This is a genomic window from Hyphomonas sp. ske169 (assembly GCF_056850855.1).
The window spans coordinates 2,898,172-2,916,452 of sequence record NZ_CP096146.1 but is presented as its reverse complement, the minus strand read 5'-3'; the positions used below and the strand labels follow the sequence as shown (position 1 = coordinate 2,916,452).

Here is an 18,281-nt window from a genome sequence, read left to right as displayed (position 1 = left end):
AGCGTCGGCCGGCGGTTTGCTTCGCTTACGGCCGGGCAGCCTACGGACGAATGATGATAGAAAACTATGCTGCAGAGGCGACATTAGGTCGGTCCTTCATACTCGCAATTCTACGCTCGCCAATAATTGAGAACTAGCGTCGTTCTCGAGTTCAGCTTGCGTTGTAGTGTTCTTCATTTGAGAGCAGACGGTTTTGCGGACTAAAAGCGAATTCTGAGAGAAACGCTCCCACGGTGTATGGTGCTCTCTTCGGAAGCTTCCAAGTTGTAACCGATGTTAACCTCCAGAAGTTCGGATTGCGTATTCAGGCCCAGACCGAAAATTACAGCATCGGAGTAGGTTTCGAAGGCGTTTACCTCGAAGGGATCAAGGCTGTCGTTCAACAAAGCCTCAGCGCCATAGTTTGTGTAGTCCAGAACCGTTCGATATCCCAGTCGAGCTTCAGGAATTACGAACGCGTTGCGCGAAACTTCCCATTGTGTCCCAACCCTGAGATCCGCAACAGCTGAAACCTGTTCTGTGACAGCCGAACTTATTTGGTAAGTCAGCGTTTCATAACCGGTTTCATTGTATCCGTCTTGATCGAGGCGAAAGTAATCCACACCCAATGATGGTATCACAAACGTCGATGCAAATTGCATCGCTGACGAAACGTCCAGGTTCACCGATTGACTGAGTCCAGACCAGGCCCCTTCGACATCGTAAGCCAGCTCATTGAGTTTAATGGTTCGATGGCTGTTAAAGTCATTTTTGTACGCCTGCCCAACCAATGTAACATCGACCGCACCGACGGCCTCCTGTAGGTAGAGGCCCGCACCTAGTGTGGAGTACATTATCGGACTGAGACTTCGTGACTTAGCGGTGTAGTCTCCGCTAGAAAAAGACCCAATTATCCCGAATGTGTCTAGACCGCCCAATCGGCGATCAAGTCCGAAAACGAATCCAACGCCCTCGCCATCGTATCCCGGCGCATCGGGCTGCGGATCAACTTGCATGCTCGTGAGATACTCCCCCACCCAAGGTCGCCAACCGATTTGATCTTGGCTATCGCGACGTTGAATAGACTGTTTGATGGCATCTTTGCCCGATAAGGTGTGCGACGCTAACACACGGCTCACTCCATCCGTGGCGTGGGGAGTTAAGCTCTCGAACGTCCTTGTGAATTGTTGTGCATCGGTGATTTTGGTCAACGCCGCACCGAGGTCATCGTCTGCAACAAATGAGGCTATGACGGCATCGAATGCCTCGGTTTGATTGGCGCCTAGACTCATCTCCGAAGGCGTCTTCAGGCGATAACTCAAAATCAGCTTCTCCGTCTGTTCGCTGATCTGATCCAAACCCACAAGGTAGATGTATGGTGTATCTTGCAGTATCGTTTCGTCTAAGTTCCCAGAGAATTCGAGCTGAGCCGCGGATAGGATCACCTTCTGAAATGCATCAGCTTGTAGGTCTTCGAAAACAACTTTGACTCTAACGTCGGGCCCAAGTTTGGCTGTTTGACGAGCAGTCAGGATGGCTGCGTCGCTCAGGGTTTGTTCCGAGATCGTGAGTTGCAGGCGAGATTGACCGTTCATCTCGAAGCTGTCGACGACTGCGTTTGTATCCGCGGATAGGTTTAGGTCAGAATTCTCAACAAGAACTGCGAGTTGCGTGGACGAACTGCTGAGTTTTCCAGATAACTCAGAACCATTTGTGAGGCGGAGATTTGCAATGCCGCTGTAGAATTCGAGATCACCATTTAGTTTTGCAGCGTTGAGCGAAAGCGTATTTTCGCCAACACCGAAGCGGACATCACCATTCAATGTGCTCTGTTGAAGCGTAAATATATTTTCGCCCGCGCCAAAATCCACGTTACCCGAGATCGATCCGGCTGTTGACGTGAACACGTCATCGCCGCGCCCCAATAAGATATCGCCGATGATTTGAGGCGTTGCCTCATCCCTGGCATCGACAACATCGTCACCATTCTTGTCTTCGGTCGGTGTATTACGCTTCTGTTCAATCATGACACCTTGCGACGCACCATGCGCCCTCAGGTCAATGGCGATCGCCCGCCCTGTATTTTCGACCACGGTGCCATCATCCCTTAACCCGGCAGCTATGCGATTGGTATTCACTAGTGAGCTGAGGGTTCCGCTTTCGTCCAGGATCGCGATCGCGCTCCCGGCTTCACCCGTCGTAGTAACTGAAATTGCCCCCGAATTCTCGATCGTTTCCAATTGTGCTCCAGGCGCAATCGAGATTCCTATAGCAGTATCATCGAAGCTGGTACTCGTCTGTGCCTCGATCGAACCTGCGTTAACAAATCGAGGAACAATGGCACCGGTGTTCAGGTCAATCGCAACGGCGTCCGCCAAGAAGGCCGACGCTTGTATTGCCCCTTTGTTGTAGATCCCGCCTTCCACGCGAGTCTCGTACTGGCCATCGGAGGAACCAGATACTTTGACGGCCGTGGCGTCGTAGCCAACATTTAAGCCGTTCACCGCGACGCGACCTCGGTTGATAAAACCGTAATCGTAGTCAAACGTCGCCAATTGCTCTGTAAAGTCTTCATCCTCGTCATCATCAGTCGTATCACGCACGTACTCGCGCACTCGGCCAAGAACCAGATGTTCAGCATTCGTGTTACCCCAGTCTGGACTAATAAAAATTGCCGGAGCTGAGCCCGTGGAGACGACTGAGCCTGTTGCGCGATTCTCGTCAAAATCTTCAATTGTATCCTTGGTTTCGTCTTCCTCATCAGATTCTGAGCGAAAGTTGTCATAAGCTCCATTGATCAAGAGGCCCTGGCCAAGGCTGCCGCCAATGGCCAGAGTTGGACCACCGTCATTCAGATCTTCCGCATCGATTCTGTCTGAAACCGGCTCGGTGCTTTCATCAATGCTGGTTGGTGCAATATAGTTGGACACGCTTGTCGACGTGAACCCCGTAGAACTCAAGCTGCTCTCAATCGTGAGGCCACCTGAAACGGATCCTGAGAAACTCGCCGCAGACGCCCCCTCTCCGCGAACGTTGATTGAGCCGCTCAGGAGTACGTTACCGTAAATTTGTTCCCGAACATCGACGCCGAGTGCATTTTCACCAACAACTGAGATGTTTCCATCGAGCGTCAGATCGCCTACCAGATCAGATCGTAGCGATATCGCAGCGGAGTCGTTTCCTTCGATAGCAATAGTTGACCCAACGCCCGTCGTGATGTCTCCCAGGTGGCGCCCGCCCGCGTTCAGTAAAAGACCTACGCGACCGCTTCCAATCGCAAGTGGACCATCCAGGTCGCCATCATCATCTTCGTCTTCCCGAGTGTATTCTTCAAGAATGGAAATGCGTCCATTGTTTGTGACGTCTGATGTGCGGTTTGCTTCAACCTCGATCGCGACGATATTGTCATTCTCGTCGAGAATGATATCGCCGTCATTTCGAACATCATGGTCACTGTTTACGGTGATCGCCGACACACCTTCAGCATCTTCTAGTTCAATCGCCCCATCCTCGGTGATTGTTACATTGCCGCCGGCATTTTCATCCGCTGATGCTGTATCTATTGGCGTTGTTCGCTTGGTTGAGATTTCTTCGGAGCTGGCCAGCTGCGCCTGATGAACCGTTAGCAATAATGCCAAAACGCACAATCCGTGCGCTCGGTTAGAGCTAATCCACGCCCGTGGTTGACAAGGCAACTGCTCATCAATCACGTCGGCGCTCACGATTCCGGTTCGGCAAGGGATCCGAACGGTTTTTTCTCGTTCATCCGCCACTTGCGGGGGCAGCGCAGTGAGGCTGTCCTGACGGGCTCGGCAATCTATGGATTTTTTCATTCAGCGTTCACGCCTTCCGCTCAAATTTGCTTTGGGCGGATAAGCGCAGCTGAAGCGCGCTAGATCATTTCAGAAGTTTCGAAATGTATGTCAAAGTGTGTCAAAGTCGGAGGCTCGACAAGAATCGACACTTGATTTCATGTTTCGGAGTTTCACCCCTGAGGCAAAACTGTTCATTGTGGCAGCCTTCGTTCGTTGAAATTGACAAAGTCCGGATACCCAATTTTGAAGGCAAACCAACCCCATATTCTCGTCATTGACGATAGCGAAGAAATTCGCGCTCCACTGACACGCTACTTTCGCGAAAACGGATTCAGGGTGTCTGCCGCGGAGAATGCGGAAGAAGCCAGGAAATGGCTAAGACGTTCTTTCATCAATTTGGCAATTCTTGACATTATGATGCCTGGACAATCCGGCCTAGACCTTTGTCGAGACCTACGACGCACCTCGGAAATTCCGATTATATTTCTCTCTGCCAAAAGCGAAGAGATTGACAGAATTGTAGGGCTTGAAGTTGGCGCAGATGACTATGTCACGAAGCCATTTAGCCCTCGCGAACTCCTAGCGCGAGTGCGCGCATTGCTCAAAAGGTCTGAGGCCAATCCATTTTCCAAGCCGAGCCCACACGTCAGTCGATATTGGTTCGCAACTTGGATTTATGATAGTGGGCGCAAAGAGCTCACCGACCGTAACGGGATCGTGACCTCGTTGAGCACGATTGAAGGCCGATTGTTGCTCGCGTTCTTGCGGAATACGCAACAAATCTTGTCACGCTTTGATCTTATCCGAGAAATCTATGGTGACGCAGATCATCAAACGGAAGATCGCAATATCGACACTCATGTGAGCCGACTTAGGCGCAAACTCGGCAACAACGCAGATGATATCGAGATCATCAAAACGATATGGGGGGAAGGTTACATGATGCTGGTTGAAGTGAAAAACACACCATGAGGCTAAAACCAAGTCATCTAGCGATACCAATCGAATCAATCATTGTCTCCGTTATCACCTTGGTTCTGATGTCGGCAAGCGCGATCGCTGTATGGCACTCTCAAACATCGCAAACGTCATTCGTTGGGGGCGTAGACCTCAACCTTAAGCTTCCGCAAATCTTGCAGCAGCTGGACAATGCACCAGCTGACCGAGAGGCGCTCGATCGGCTGGTTTCCGCATTATCGAGGGTTGGACTCGAGCTAAGGTTGTCGGATTCGCCTAGCGTTTCCGAGGACGATTTTGACTCGATGGTGTTTGAACGTCTATCTCGGCGGCTCAGCCGCCTAGGGTATACCGCAAGTATTCGTGTAGATAGTACGCCCATCAACTCAAACACGGTCGCGTTTGGGATGGCTGCGCTTCCGGGCTCTTTACAGCTGTCAAGAATTGACGGTGCAACTTCCGTGGAAGGAGGTTTGCGGGGCGGGAATTTGGCTGAGAGGGTCGAAATTCGAGACACACACCCGATGGCTGGAATCGCACTTCAGCCACCCGGCCAAGTCGAACTCTCAATTTTGTTAGGGCAAGAAAAAAACAATCTTTGGCTGAATGCGAGAAGCGTTCAACTCGTTCGCGGAAGTTACAGTCCTTGGCCGTTCGCCTGGATCCTGGGCATCGGTCTAACGATGATCATCTCCAGCTATTTTGTGTCTAAGCCTTCTGCTCGAACTTTACATGCACTTGATACCGGACTGAAGGCGCTCGATATGCATCAGAGCACAGTGGTTTTACCTGTGCATAGTCGAGGGCGCGCGACGCATGTGATCGAGACGTTCAATCGCTTCTCCCGTTCAACCAGCCAAACACTAAAAGAGCAAAATGAAATCCTCAACTCCGTCTCACATGATCTGCTTACACCGTTAACATCGCTGAGAATACGTGCTGAATTTATCGCAGATCCTGCGCTTCAGAACGAAATTCTTCAGACGATCGACGACATGGAGCACATGAGCTCCTCCCTTCTGGAAGCTGCCCGAGGTGGAGCAAGCGCGGAAACGCCGCGTAGACTTGAGGTTTCATCGCTCCTTAACGCAGTTTACGAGGATGAAGCGCGCGCTGGCAGACCTATTACGCTGGGCAATCTCGAATACGCGCTGAGTGAAGCTCGCCCCGTTGAGCTTCGGCGCCTGCTACGGAATTTGATCGACAATGGAATTCGGTATGGTTCATCTGTTGAATTGAGCATGCAGTTAGATGGCGACAAAATTGAAGTTCTGGTACGTGACCAAGGACCGGGTATTCCAGAGCATCAGCTTTCTGCCGTGTTTAAACCGTTCAGGCGCCTTGATGAGTCGCGAAACCGAAAAACAGGTGGATACGGCTTAGGTTTGACGATCGCGCGCGCAATTGCATTACGCAATAACGGCCAACTCTCACTTGAAAACCAAGAGACTGGCGGACTGCTCGCAAAATTGACCCTTCGAAGACTTGTGGACTAGCGCGCACACCAGCTCGAAACATGAAGCGCTTTCACGCATCTCGCTGATTGAACGAAGCAATCGGTTCAGACCGGATCTGGAGACTCCATTAGATCGTCAAACGGTGTCACGACTATCGTACTACCTTCCAGATTCAGCGCACGGCGCAACAACACCCTAAAATTATCGAACATCCGAGCCGACGCTAATAGCTCTCGGTTTTCGATCGCTAAAGTCGCCGCTTTGTACATACGCCCATAATCAATGCGGTCGAGAAAAATATCTTTCATATCCTGATAATCTTCCGGATCGGTTGTCAAAACCCCGGCGTCATGCAGACGCTCCAAGTCCACCTCAGACAGGGTCATTTCAGTAATCCTGCGCCCATCGCTTCTAACTAAGATGAATTTCACCCCACCCCCTTCCGAGCAAAAACACTCCAAGTCAAAATTAGTTTAGATAAAATAAAACAATTCGATCAATCAACTATACAGTTAATTTATTTTTTCGAAATGTAATATATGCTACTCAGTTATGCCTGTTAGAATTTTTAGAGTGTCGAACGCAAAATGATCGAGCCGTGTATCTTGAAGTCGGCCTTCTAGTGCCGGCCCGATGCTCAAACTGGCAGCTCCGTGCATGAAACACCAAACTGACACGGCAGCGATGTTGGAACCGCGAGGGGCGCTTCCGCTAGATTTCTGCTCGATGTCTTGTGCAAGCAACTCAAATACTGGCGCCGCGAACGGATGCAAAAGCGTCTTACGATCTCCTTCGGTTGCTTCAGCCGAAAACATCAATTGATACAAAGCCGAATGAGTTTGGGCGAATTCCAGATAGGCACGCACCATTCCCAGCAACCCATTTTTTTCGTTCGCCGCAGACAACAATGCTTCTAATCTCAAAAAACCCCTTTGACACAATGCAACAACAAGGCCCGCACGATCGCCAAAATGGTGGTATGGTGCACCAGGAGAAACACCTGCGGTCCTCGCGAGCTCTCGCATCGAGATTGCATCCAGAGAGCGATCACAAAGGACATCCTCCGCCGCATCGAGAATAGCGGATTTTAAATCGCCGTGGTGATAGGTCGCTTTGGGCATCTTTTCGTCCATTGCTCGCAATATTGGATTGTTAATTGACCACTGATTAGATGTAAATCAGCCCGCTATAAAACCGTGGTTTGAACGATCAAACCAGATTGCCCAATCGGGTTCTCAATTGCCTTCATCAATATTAGTGCCACCCCCCACATCCCGGGCATCCCAAATAGAGGTTGCACCAGTGGATAGCGCATCGATAGCAAGTTAAGAGCGCAGAAAAATAAATCACTAACGCATACCGACCTCGAACCTCACAACTCGGCTACGAACTCTCCACGACGACATACGATAAATAGCAAAGAACCAATACGTTACGCTTCAGTTGGTAACGACACACAGTTCGAGTATACTTTACGTGCAATGATTTGCGCCTTCCCTTTGACCTTGCCAAGGTTGGGCTCGTCATTCCTAGAAGCGGACATTACAAACGACGAACTTCAATATTGTTGTTTTGCGTTCTGCGCTAAACATCATCGCGGAACTTCCCGCGTTTCGTTCTGGTGAGTTCGCTCTCGATTTGCCGCTTCATGCGTTTGGCAAGCCAGACCGGCGTCGCTCCCTGTTTTGCAGAAACCTTTTTGCGGCAGCAGTGCCTGATAATCTTTCCAGACCGGCACGGACAAAGCCAATGGCCTTTTGTGCTCGCGCTCGCAAGGATCCTCAGCCAATAATAAAGCGGCCTGATCTTGGCGCTGACCCCAAGGACATCGGCGTACGCTTCGACCAGGCCAGCTCCATAGTGGGCGCGCTCGCCGGTTGGCGGAAACCTGCCATGTTTCTCATAGTATAGCTGACCCAGGAGAAAGTTTCGGACCGGAATAGTGAGGAACGTTTCGAAGCGATTGTCCGGTCGGCGCGCAAGCCACTCCTCTGGGACATAAAGGCAAGCTGAGCGATCGGTGTTCACGTGTCGGTCAGGCGACGTGGGGATGCGATCACCCATCAGCACCACGACGGGAAGACCGGATGGATAGTTTGGCGGAAAGTGAACCCGCAGGGTGAAACTGTCTAAATCAACGCCTTTGTCGCGAACGACGAAACGACCTTTGGCGAATAAGTGATCGCCGCGCTCTTGAAGTCTCAGAAAGGGCTGAGCCGCGAGCGCCGTTTGGACCTCGTCATAGATTTCCGGTTTGGCGACCCACCAGCGTCTCGGTTTATCTCTGGGCCCATGGCTGTGTCGGCGCATCTACATTCTCTGCAGCACTTGTAATGACCGCGACGCGCGCTGGTCCGGTTAACTGTGCCTCACCGAATGCTGCACCCCAGCCATATTTTTCAGATTGGTTCAGCATGGTCGACGCGACGGTTCTGAGCTCCGACAAGACCGTTGAACTGAGCAAGTGAGAAAGATCATTGCCGCTTGGGTTTGCGGGATCCTCGATCGCTGGCAAGTTGGCACCTTTCACCAGCCGCTCCAGAATATGCGTGAACTGACCGTCCAGACTGGTGAACCGCTTACCCTTGAGAAGCTCAATGATTAGCAAATCGAGCGCAAACTGCTTGATATCGAGATCGTGTCGGACGCGCATGAGCTTGCCAAGCTTCAAGGCATCGACCACGCCGCTATATTTGATGTGGTCGATATGGACTTGCAAATTGGTTTTTAAGCGAGATTTCTGTCCATCATTCTGATGGAGATAAGCATCGCCGCGCGTATCATCGACGAAACGGCCTGGGACAACATCGATGTAAAGGCGGTCACCTCGCTGGCCATCATTTTTGGCGAATAGTCGTAAGGCGGCGGTTTTGGGCTGGATGTAATAGTCTCCGGCCAATGCCCGAGCAGTGTTATTATAGATCTCTGGAAGGCTGTTTCCCAAGGTGTTGTCGTCATGTTGAGCGTACACGATGATATCCAGATCGTAGCTTTCCTTGATCATTGTCCCTTTGGCTTTGGAGCCACCATATCGGATCGTGGGGTTGGCTCCGGGAAACGCCGAGCGAATAGTCGCTTCGACATTCTCCCGGTGATCCCGAAGCTCGCACATTTCGCGGCTTTCCTGCGCAATTCGCTGCGCGTTGAGAAGGGTATTTAGGTCTGACGTGCGGGTCATTTAACTAATCTCCAATTGAAACGTGAACCCGCCCTTGGCCACGTCATTATCGTATACATGAAGGGGAGCTCGCGCCTTTGGCAGTCGGTCTTTTCCAAGACTGACAGCAATCGGTGCCGGCACTGCCGGCATCAGCGCGAGCGGTTTATTATCGCCATGTTTTGCAGCGATTTCGGATTGAGCGTCATGCCAGAAGCGGCGAAACGCTGCGAGGTCGTCAGCGGAGCTCAAAAAAGTGGGAGTGGGCGAGGCATCAGCAAGCTCAATCTCGTAGAGCGTGGAGCCGGTTGAAATGTCGTCAGGCAGGGTTTCTCGCGCGATTTTGCCGCTTAGCGACATAAGGATTGCAACAGGCGCCTCTGCGCCGCGATCTTCCAGGCAGGTCATTTTGTAAGCGACGGCATTGCCGGTGACTTGCTGCTTCCATGACCAGTCTTCGGTGTCACGATGACGCTGATAAAGGTCGACCGGGACTTTGTCGCCAAGGCGTGATCCCAAATAGGCAAGCAAGGGAATTGGGCCAATGGCGAATAGCGAAACACGCCCAGCCACTTCTACAGGCCCGCCCGGGCGATAGGCGTGATCGAGGCGTTGATCGATCAACCGACGCCCAACAGAATGAAGGTCTTCTTCCTCACCGAGACCCGTGAGCGCTGTGAGATCGATGCTGGTTTCGCGGCCATCGTAAGGGTGACGCGGCAATATGGCTTCGAACATATCGTTACGGGGAATTTCAACCCGATACCCTCTGATCGGCGCCGTGAACGAGATAAGGTGAGAGCCAAGATCGGGCGCGGCATCGAGCAGGGCGTCGACGCGGCGCTCATGTTTCTCCTTCATGGCTTTTAGAGCGGCTGTACTGAAGCGTTCCGGATGATCATCGATTTCCTTATGGCATGGCTTGCAAAGCGCCATGAGATTATCAACATCGTTGATGTCGATAGGACGCGCGGGATCATCGCCGCGCGGGCCTTTTTCGGAGAATGCAACAATGTGCGCACGGTCCGCGTAGGTGCCAGGCTGCTTGGAGAGATGGTGTTCAAATAGGCGAACATTGCAACCTTCACGTTCGCAGCGTCCTCCGGCTCTGATGAATAGAATTTGGCTAGTCTTTGCGGGGATGGCGCGTTTAGGCGTAAAGCAGGGTGCTGCTGGCCCAACAGGCTCAGTCTGAGTTGCTTCGGCGTGGTTTGGCTTACTTTCCATCAGCACTTTCCCTCGCGGACACCACAACATGAGGTAGGAACGATGATCTACAGGCACAAGACTTGGGGCCGAAAAAAGTTCACGTTTGGTTCTTATTGGGCCTGATAGGGCTTAGCGCGTCTTGCGCTCAAGCAAACGAACGGCCAGCGGGCGGGACGCCTACGGAAGTTAAGCTGAGTTGTATCTGCTTATGCTCGCTCACCGGTGGAGCTAAGTCGTCAGGAGCTCAGGACTCTCAACGCTCGCTCACGCCCCTTCTCGGATTTGTCTCCGTGATCGGGGTTCGTCATCAACCGGCAAACCTCCTCAATAGTGTTTCGAGTGATTGCCGGAACGCCATCTAAATTCTTCTGAGAGAGCATCGCATCATACGCCCGGAACCTAAGTTCGACATGGCTCGCAAATAGGTTCAAACGGATTGGAAATCTGGTTTTCAATCGTTCGGATACATTAGGCAAGAATGGCGTGTGACTGTCCTGGACCACATGTGCTGAGAGCACTAGTGCTGCTAGCTCCTGCGGTCGCTTGCCGAGCAATTCGAGGATCAGCGTGTAAGCAAACGCCAGCTCAGGAATCCGTTTAATATCCTTCAATATCTCAGTTAGCCGACCGATTTCAGCTTCTCGAACCAGTTTTGGCTGCTCTTGGAGCTTTTGAATTACACGTTCGAGGTTCGACTTAATGTCTATGAGACTTCCACGGTCTGCCGGGTCCGTGCTCCCCGCGATCCGTTCAAGTTGAGCGATCGAAATCTGATCTTGGATCTGATTGAGCTGTTCATCCGGTTCTCCGGCTAGGACTTTAAATCGCTCAACCATCCACTTTGCACCCGCTTGCAATTCTCGGTTGGGTGAATGGACGAGTTCGCTCAGACGCTGCTGGCTGTAAGGCAGCGCCTGCGGGTGATGCGATCGAGATCTATCGTAGTGCTCTTGCACTTTGCGAACGAACGTGGCTCTGGGCTCGAATCCTCCATTCCCATCGGATCGCATCCCTTCTTCGAAAAATTCTCTTTCGGTGAAAGGGTCAAATGCGTTCAGGTGACCGATCGCATAAAGACGGCGTTGCGCGCGATTGCGTTGCCAGATGCCGAATGCCTGTAATAAGGCGGCGAGCAGAACCAGATCGACAACCGCTCGAGAGGCAAAAGTAAGGTGCATTCCCAATGATGAACTGTCGCTAGGTTCGTAAGGTCGCTCGATGTCGATGTTATAGACTTCCCACCAATCCACGAAGGGCACAGCTTTGGCGAGTTCTGCCCCGAAGAAGCGCGACCAATCAATAAACGCGTTACCGGAAGCGAGATCAGGATTATACTCAAATGCGCCTGTCACACCCTGAAGCTGAAACAAACACAGGGGGACAAGAATGAAGAGCATCGCGTAACCGAGCAACGCCTCATCCTTCAAATCGTTATCGAACCCGATATGAATTTCGCGCGTGTTCTGACGTTCCAGGCGAGACGCCGTTTCACGATCGGCTTCAACCCAGGCCCATCGCCGACCCAATGAAATTGCGAGGACAATCGCGAATGCGAGCGGCACCAATCCAAATGGGCTGGGCAACGCGTATCCCATCGCACTCAATGGCACGATTATGAGAATGACAAACAAGTGTGGCATTCGCTGCTGAGTTGCACCCGACAGCGGAGCGACGAGCCGAACGAGAATTGAATCTAGCCAGCTATACCAAGCCGCGGGTGAGATAGTGGGAACTCCCGCGACCTTCGCCTCAGCGGCAATCAAAGCTGTGGCTTCGCGCCGGTCTCGGAGAGACTTGGCGACAAGGGGCGCCGTGATCACCGCCAGAAACGCCGCAATCACGAGCATAGTAACAAACACTCCAAAATTATCTTCGATCTTGAACAGCCGGCCTCCAGCAGCCCACGCCAACGTGCCGATAGCTAGTACGCTGATCGTTGCAATCGCGAAGGTTAGCGGCGACACAACATCGGATCGAAACAGTTTGATTCTTCGTCTACGAGTTTCTGCTCGGGCGATTAGGAGTGCTCCAATTATTGCTGGAATGTACGACGCGAGCATTAACCCCAGCAGGATGTGAACTTGGACGGTGTTGATTGGATCGTTGTTAGCGGCGATTGAGAAATCGATTTCGCCGATACGCCCTTCATTTACAGCGACAAAGACGATCGCAACTACGGCAATCTGGCAAGAAATGAGATAGACAAAAATCTCGCTGAACCCTCGTCTAACGAGAGTAGCCTCAAGGTTGTTTCTGCGCTGCTCCCGCTTTTGAATCGCTGGCCCTAGTTGGCCCCAAATGCTAGCAATGCGAATAAGTTGAAACCCAATTAGTCCTAGCACCGTGATGGTCAGTGCGAACGTCCACTCGAGGAATGTAGGTAACACCTGACCATCGACGGCATGCCATCCGATAATGGCCAGCCCCGCGAGCGCCGATAGAACTGTGAGAAAGCAAAACCCGATATAGACAAATTTCGGAACTGACTTTTGGTTTCGATTTTTTCTGCTCGGCCGATCACTCATCCTCGGCACCTTCCCCACCACAATTATTGATAGATTCTAGTCTAGCACTTCATTTCGAAATTGTAACAAAAATCAACTTCGCTTCAACGGTAATGCGCTAAGGGAATGCTGAACTGATGTCTCCTTTTGCTCGGCGCGCTCAACAGGTCGTTGCAACACTTTAGTTTGATTTCAAAACTGGAGTGGAGCGATGAAACGACGTCGTCGAATATATTTTACTGAGGCTCAAAAGGCAGAAATTTGGGATCGCTGGCAACGCGGGGAGTCGATGTCCTCGATCGGGCGCGGCTTTGAGCGGGACTCCTCTTCGATCCATCCGCTGATTTCTCGCACCGGCGGATTTCGACCAGAGCCACGCAAGCGGGGACCCCTGGCCTTGAGTCTTTCAGAGCGGGAAGAAATCTCCCGCGGTCTTGGGGCGGATCAATCGTATCGGTGCATTGCCAAACATCTGGGGCGAGCGCCATCAACGATCAGCCGGGAGGTGATGCGCAATGGCGGCCGCAGGGCCTATCGCGCGACCAAAGCAGATACAGCCGCCTGGACACGCGCGCAGCGCCCCAAGCTCAACAAACTGGCTTGCAACAAAGTGCTTTGCCGGACAGTCTCTGCCAAGCTTCGCCAGCAATGGTCACCGCAGCAGATCGCAGGCTGGCTGAAAAAGCAGCATCCGGAAGACGAGGCGAAACGCGTGTCACATGAGACCATCTATCGAAGCCTGTTTGTGCAGGCCCGCGGCGCGTTGAAGAAAGAGCTGATTGCATATTTACGGTCTCCCCGCTCGATGCGACGGCCGCGTGCCTCCAGCCTGCGCCAGTCGGGCCTCGGGCAGATCAAGGACATGATCTCAATCCGTGAGCGTCCGGCCGCTGTGGAAGATCGCGCCGTGCCAGGTCACTGGGAAGGGGATCTCATCGCTGGCTCAAAGGGCAGTCACATCGTCACGCTGGTCGAACGCCACACGCGCTATCTGATGCTGGCCAAGGTTGATAGTCGCGACACCGAGACGGTCATCGCAGCGCTGATCAAACAATCAAAGAAGCTGCCAAAAGAACTCTACAAGTCGCTGACCTGGGACCGCGGCAAGGAACTCTCGGATCATAAGCGCTTCACGCTGGCGACTGACATCCAGGTCTATTTCTGTGATCCGAAAAGTCCCTGGCAGCGCGGATCGAACGAGAACACCAACCGGCTGCTGCGCCAATATTTCCCGAAAGGCACGGACCTGTCGGTCCACTCGCAGGCTAAACTCAACGCTGTCGCAAGACAGATGAATGAGCGTCCAAGAAAAACGCTGGACTATGACACCCCAGCTGAGCGATTAAATGCCTGTGTTGCAATGACCGGGTGAATCCACTCTCGCATAGCAGACATAGCTGCTGAGACTTGGCGGGATTCCATGCAGACCACGTCAAAGTCCTCCGCTGTTAAACCATGGAACAAAGCCTGGCTCATCGTGCCAGCTTCAAAACCAATCCGCTCGACTGAATAGCCTTTGGACCGAACATGATTGGAGATCGCCTTGACCTCGCAATCCAGGTTGGTCTCTTCGATCAATTCACCTTCGGCACTAAGCACGCACATCGCCACTGACCGCAGTGAGACATCCAATCCAATAAACACGTTCATGGTATTCTCCTTCATGTCCGCAGCCCAATGCTGCGAACCTATCAGGAGCTCGACTGGCGAACAGTCCGTCCGATTACCCATGCTTTTGCTCGCGTTGCCGCCAATCGACATCTTTGCAAGATGGCATGGCATCAGACTTCGGCACCCATAGTCGCGCGATGTAGATCACCGAAATCCCAAACTAATCACACCCACAACCAGTTATCGTGAGGTTCGATCATGTAACGCAAGTGTAACGCAAACCACGATTTTATGCGGTTTCGCGTGACACCCTGTGATCGCCAAGAATGATGAAGCATGTGTTTTTATTGTTTATTTTTCTTGGTTCGTATTCCGGCATTCAACTCATAATCGTGAGGTCGGGAGTTCAAGTCTCCCCCGAACCACCATTTACCTTCCCGATTCGCTTTGCATTCGGTCGCGCCCTGCGTGATCATCCGGCGATTAAGCTTTTATCACGATGTTAGCGGTTTGCTACAGCTCGACCGATCATTAAGCCCGTTGTCTTTGTCCGGTCCTCATTGCAGTCCCGACGGAACCGAAACCGCTGACAAATTCCTTGCCTTATTGAATTCGCGCATGCGGCCGAGGACATCGACCCCGACTTGCGCGTAGAGGTCGAGCAGATCCACAAGAACCCAATTTTCGCGGATCAGTCCATCTTTCAGGCGCCAGAAATCCAAGCTGCGGAGGAGCACTTCCTTATTTGCAGGCGCGATCCCCATCCAACCGTCGTCAGAGAGCGTCAAACGCATATTTGGCCATCCCGTCTCGCAGACATAATCGCCCTCCCCGACCCAATGCGACATCAATTCTCCCATTGCATCGAGTTTGCGATCCGGCATCGCGCGTAGAAACGGAATCTGGTGCCAATTGCGGAAACCTGAAATACCGCGCCCGGTTCCGATACCCGCGGGGCCATACCAATTGAAGCGCGGATGCCAATAAGCGCCCAGATTCATCACGGCAGGGTCTGGGTCCGCTGGATATTTACAAAGATCCTCGAGCATATTGACGACATGTTGATAGGCCTCGCTCCCATCGCCGCTGATTGATCGCCCATCACCGCTCATCGGCGCCGGCGTACAGAGAAACGCGCCTAATTGCGGCGCCATGGGCCAAGCGCGCGCTTGCATCATCAGCTCCGGAATATCCCAGATCGCTTGCACCTCAACGACTTGTCCGTGTTCAATTCGAAAGAACTCATGGTATCGCATGTGCGCCAGGTGGCCTGTGGGCGGAATGTCGAGAAATGGCGCGGTAAACGTGCCCATATAGTTGCCCATCATGCCGACCCAGTCGTGGCCCTCGGGCGTGGTCCCCGCCATGACGATCATGTCGCGGCGCTCTAGATCTGCAAACGCGCTGAGCAGCGGCTTGTAGCAGTCGCCCATAAAGGCTGCGGGGCTGGTGAACGTGCCAAATGGGTGGCACATGTGAATAAGGGCGTCCGGCGAAATCAGTTTCGATAGGCTTTGCTCAAGGCTGGAGGCATCAGCGGTTTCTGCGGCAACGCGGAAGGGTTTAACGATCGCTTTCAATTCGGCGGCTTGCATTTCAATTGGTGTCCTGATGCATTGGGCGTCGCGACGAATACACTCAAATTTAGTGGATTAGCGCAACTTGAAATCCGATGGATAACAGGATTGCATTCGAAGTCAATTTCGCTAAACCTAAGCCAGAACGAGGGTGAGATGACGACAATTCAACAGGCTAAATCGGTTGTTCAAGCGCACATGAAAGCGTTCGATTCGGCACCCAATGAGCAATTGCTCGCGCTTGGCTGCGACGCTCTGAGCCGCGAATTTGCGTGGCGCAGCATGCACCCATTCTATGAGAAATCAGGGATCGACTCCGTGGTTTCGGAATTCTGGCTGCCTTTGCGCACAGCGTTTACAGGCCTACAGCGCCGCGAGGACGTGTTTTTTGGCGGGTTGAACGATGTCGATCATGGGCAAACCGTCTGGACCTGCAGCATGGGGCATTTTGTCGGCCTGTTTGATTCAGATTGGTTGAACATTCCCCATACCGGACGACTGGCGCACCTGCGCTATGCCGAGTTCATGTGCGTCCGCGATGACACAATTGTCGAGAGCGCTTTGTTTTTTGACCTCATCGGCCTGATGCATGAAGCGGGCGTCTATCCCCTGCCCCCGATGACCGGAACTTACTTTGTTTATCCCGGCCCGCGCACCCATGATGGGCGGCTCATTGAACAACAGGACGAGGCCGAGACAGAAGCGACCATTGATTTGATCAACCGGATGATTGCGGACTTGGATTCCATCAATCACCTCAACGCCGAAAAATGCTCGCCCGATCTGCTGGCGCGCACATGGCATGATGACATGACCTGGTACGGACCGTGCGGCATCGGCGCGAGTTTCACAATTGAGCGCTACCAAGAACAACACCAGTTTCCCTTCCGGCTAAATCTCGTCGACAAAACCTATAATGGCCACGTGGCCCGAATTGCCGAAGGCAGTTATGGCGGCTTCTTTGGCTGGTCGAACTTGAGCAATCGAAATGCAGGCGGATTCCTTGGCTTGCCTGCTGCCGCGACCTCAAGCGACATGCGGGTGGTAGATGTGTATCGCCGCGACGGTGACAAACTCGCCGAGAATTGGGTGTTTATCGACCTGCCCTTCTATTTAAAGCAACAAGGATTGGACGTGCTTGAACGGCTCGCGCAATTGCGCCGCTTATAGCCTGTTCCGCCATCTCCCACGGACGCGAATGGATGAGTTGAAATGCCTGAAAAGTCTGCGATTTTCCTGCCCGGGTTCATGTGCGACGAGCGCTTGTTCGCGCCCCAGATGCAAACCCTCTCGCGCGCTGGGGTTGCCTGTTTATTCGCAGATCTAACCCAGGCCTGTTCGATTGAACGCATGGCGGAACAAGTTCTGAAATCGGCGCCCAAGAGATTTGCAGCGATCGGGCTATCGATGGGCGGAATAGTCGCGCTGGAACTCTATCGCCAAGCGCCGGAACGGATAACCCATCTGGCGCTCCTGAATACTACGGCGAGAGCTGACGCTGCAGGCCCTGCGAGAAAGAAACAGCTCGGCCGGGTCGCAGCAGGCGAGCTTGATCTCGTGCTGCGCGAAGAGCTTAAGCCGCAATACCTGGCCCCGGCTAATCGCACCGAGGGTCGGCTCCGCATCCTCGAAAATATGGGCGTAGGCTTGGGAGAGGACGTGTTTTGTCGGCAGACAATGGCTTTGACCATTCGGCGCTCATATTTGGATCTGGTAGACCAAATTCATTGCCCGACCCTGTTATTAGCTGGCGCCGATGACACGGTCTGCCCGGTTGATCGTCATCGCGAAATTGCCGACTGCATCGACCACGCCGAACTCCAAGTGATTGACGCCTGCGGCCATATCTCGACCTTGGAGCAACCTGATCTCGTCTCGAAGGCCCTGCTTGCCCTATTAGAGCGCCCGGCGGCGCATACAACAAAGAGCGGAAACTGCACTTTAAAACTGGTCAAAAACGCAAATTGACTTCGAATGCAATTTGAGTATGCATAAGCTCAGAAAAGGATGATGAG

The 18,281-nt window shown here is 52.7% G+C and carries 14 protein-coding genes and 1 pseudogene; 6 read left to right on the top strand and 9 right to left on the bottom strand.

Annotated elements, in window-relative coordinates:
* Positions 1 to 200 precede the first annotated feature (200 nt).
* Positions 201 to 3,689, bottom strand: a complete 3,489-nt coding sequence (locus MY069_RS14250) for an autotransporter outer membrane beta-barrel domain-containing protein (protein WP_482794451.1) — start codon at positions 3,687 to 3,689, stop codon at positions 201 to 203.
* Positions 3,690 to 4,007: 318 nt separating this feature from the next.
* Between MY069_RS14250 and MY069_RS14245 the strand changes: the two are divergent.
* The 3 genes and pseudogenes from MY069_RS14245 to MY069_RS14235 all read left to right on the top strand — a co-directional run.
* Positions 4,008 to 4,376, top strand: a pseudogene (locus MY069_RS14245) (response regulator transcription factor); the annotation flags it as partial.
* A gap of 15 nt (positions 4,377 to 4,391) precedes the next feature.
* The gene (locus MY069_RS14240) at positions 4,392 to 4,766 is read left to right on the top strand and encodes a winged helix-turn-helix domain-containing protein (protein WP_482796714.1); all 375 of its coding nucleotides are present in this window, start codon (positions 4,392 to 4,394) and stop codon (positions 4,764 to 4,766) included.
* Positions 4,767 to 5,275: 509 nt separating this feature from the next.
* Entirely contained in the window at positions 5,276 to 6,247 is a 972-nt protein-coding gene (locus MY069_RS14235) for a sensor histidine kinase (RefSeq protein WP_482794450.1), read from the top strand.
* A gap of 65 nt (positions 6,248 to 6,312) precedes the next feature.
* On the opposite strand, the gene MY069_RS14230 is transcribed toward MY069_RS14235, so the two are convergent.
* The 6 genes from MY069_RS14230 to MY069_RS14205 form a co-directional block, all read right to left on the bottom strand.
* A complete protein-coding gene (locus MY069_RS14230; protein ID WP_482794449.1) occupies positions 6,313 to 6,594 on the bottom strand; it encodes a hypothetical protein in 282 nt (93 codons plus the stop codon).
* A 156-nt stretch (positions 6,595 to 6,750) separates the two neighbouring features.
* Complete coding sequence (locus tag MY069_RS14225) at positions 6,751 to 7,329, bottom strand: TetR/AcrR family transcriptional regulator (protein ID WP_482794448.1); 579 nt, start codon at positions 7,327 to 7,329, stop codon at positions 6,751 to 6,753.
* Between the two features lie 463 nt (positions 7,330 to 7,792).
* Positions 7,793 to 8,518: a hypothetical protein gene (locus MY069_RS14220; RefSeq protein WP_482794447.1), complete on the bottom strand. Its 726-nt coding sequence runs from the start codon at positions 8,516 to 8,518 to the stop codon at positions 7,793 to 7,795.
* Positions 8,487 to 9,386: a nucleotidyltransferase family protein gene (locus MY069_RS14215; protein ID WP_482794446.1), complete on the bottom strand. Its 900-nt coding sequence runs from the start codon at positions 9,384 to 9,386 to the stop codon at positions 8,487 to 8,489. Before MY069_RS14215 ends, MY069_RS14220 begins: the two co-directional genes overlap by 32 nt.
* Positions 9,387 to 10,592 carry an SAVED domain-containing protein gene (locus MY069_RS14210; protein WP_482794445.1) on the bottom strand — a complete coding sequence of 402 codons (1,206 nt, stop codon included), beginning with the start codon at positions 10,590 to 10,592 and terminating at the stop codon, positions 9,387 to 9,389.
* Between the two features lie 218 nt (positions 10,593 to 10,810).
* Positions 10,811 to 13,099 (bottom strand): hypothetical protein, encoded by a 2,289-nt coding sequence (locus tag MY069_RS14205; protein ID WP_482794444.1) that lies wholly within the window; start codon positions 13,097 to 13,099, stop codon positions 10,811 to 10,813.
* Positions 13,100 to 13,289: 190 nt separating this feature from the next.
* Between MY069_RS14205 and MY069_RS14200 the strand changes: the two genes are divergently transcribed.
* Positions 13,290 to 14,450, top strand: a complete 1,161-nt coding sequence (locus tag MY069_RS14200; protein WP_482794443.1) for an IS30 family transposase — start codon at positions 13,290 to 13,292, stop codon at positions 14,448 to 14,450.
* Here the strand turns inward: MY069_RS14200 and MY069_RS14195 are convergent.
* Both MY069_RS14195 and MY069_RS14190 read right to left on the bottom strand, forming a co-directional pair.
* Positions 14,399 to 14,728: a hypothetical protein gene (locus tag MY069_RS14195; protein WP_482794442.1), complete on the bottom strand. Its 330-nt coding sequence runs from the start codon at positions 14,726 to 14,728 to the stop codon at positions 14,399 to 14,401. The two genes, MY069_RS14200 and MY069_RS14195, sit on opposite strands and share 52 nt — an antisense overlap.
* A gap of 518 nt (positions 14,729 to 15,246) precedes the next feature.
* Positions 15,247 to 16,284, bottom strand: coding sequence for an ester cyclase (locus MY069_RS14190; protein ID WP_482794441.1), 1,038 nt, complete (start codon positions 16,282 to 16,284; stop codon positions 15,247 to 15,249).
* Positions 16,285 to 16,422: 138 nt separating this feature from the next.
* Between MY069_RS14190 and MY069_RS14185 the strand changes: the two genes are divergently transcribed.
* Both MY069_RS14185 and MY069_RS14180 read left to right on the top strand, forming a co-directional pair.
* Positions 16,423 to 17,436 carry a nuclear transport factor 2 family protein gene (locus MY069_RS14185; RefSeq protein WP_482794440.1) on the top strand — a complete coding sequence of 338 codons (1,014 nt, stop codon included), beginning with the start codon at positions 16,423 to 16,425 and terminating at the stop codon, positions 17,434 to 17,436.
* A 42-nt stretch (positions 17,437 to 17,478) separates the two neighbouring features.
* Positions 17,479 to 18,234 (top strand): alpha/beta fold hydrolase, encoded by a 756-nt coding sequence (locus tag MY069_RS14180; RefSeq protein ID WP_482794439.1) that lies wholly within the window; start codon positions 17,479 to 17,481, stop codon positions 18,232 to 18,234.
* Positions 18,235 to 18,281 lie beyond the last annotated feature (47 nt).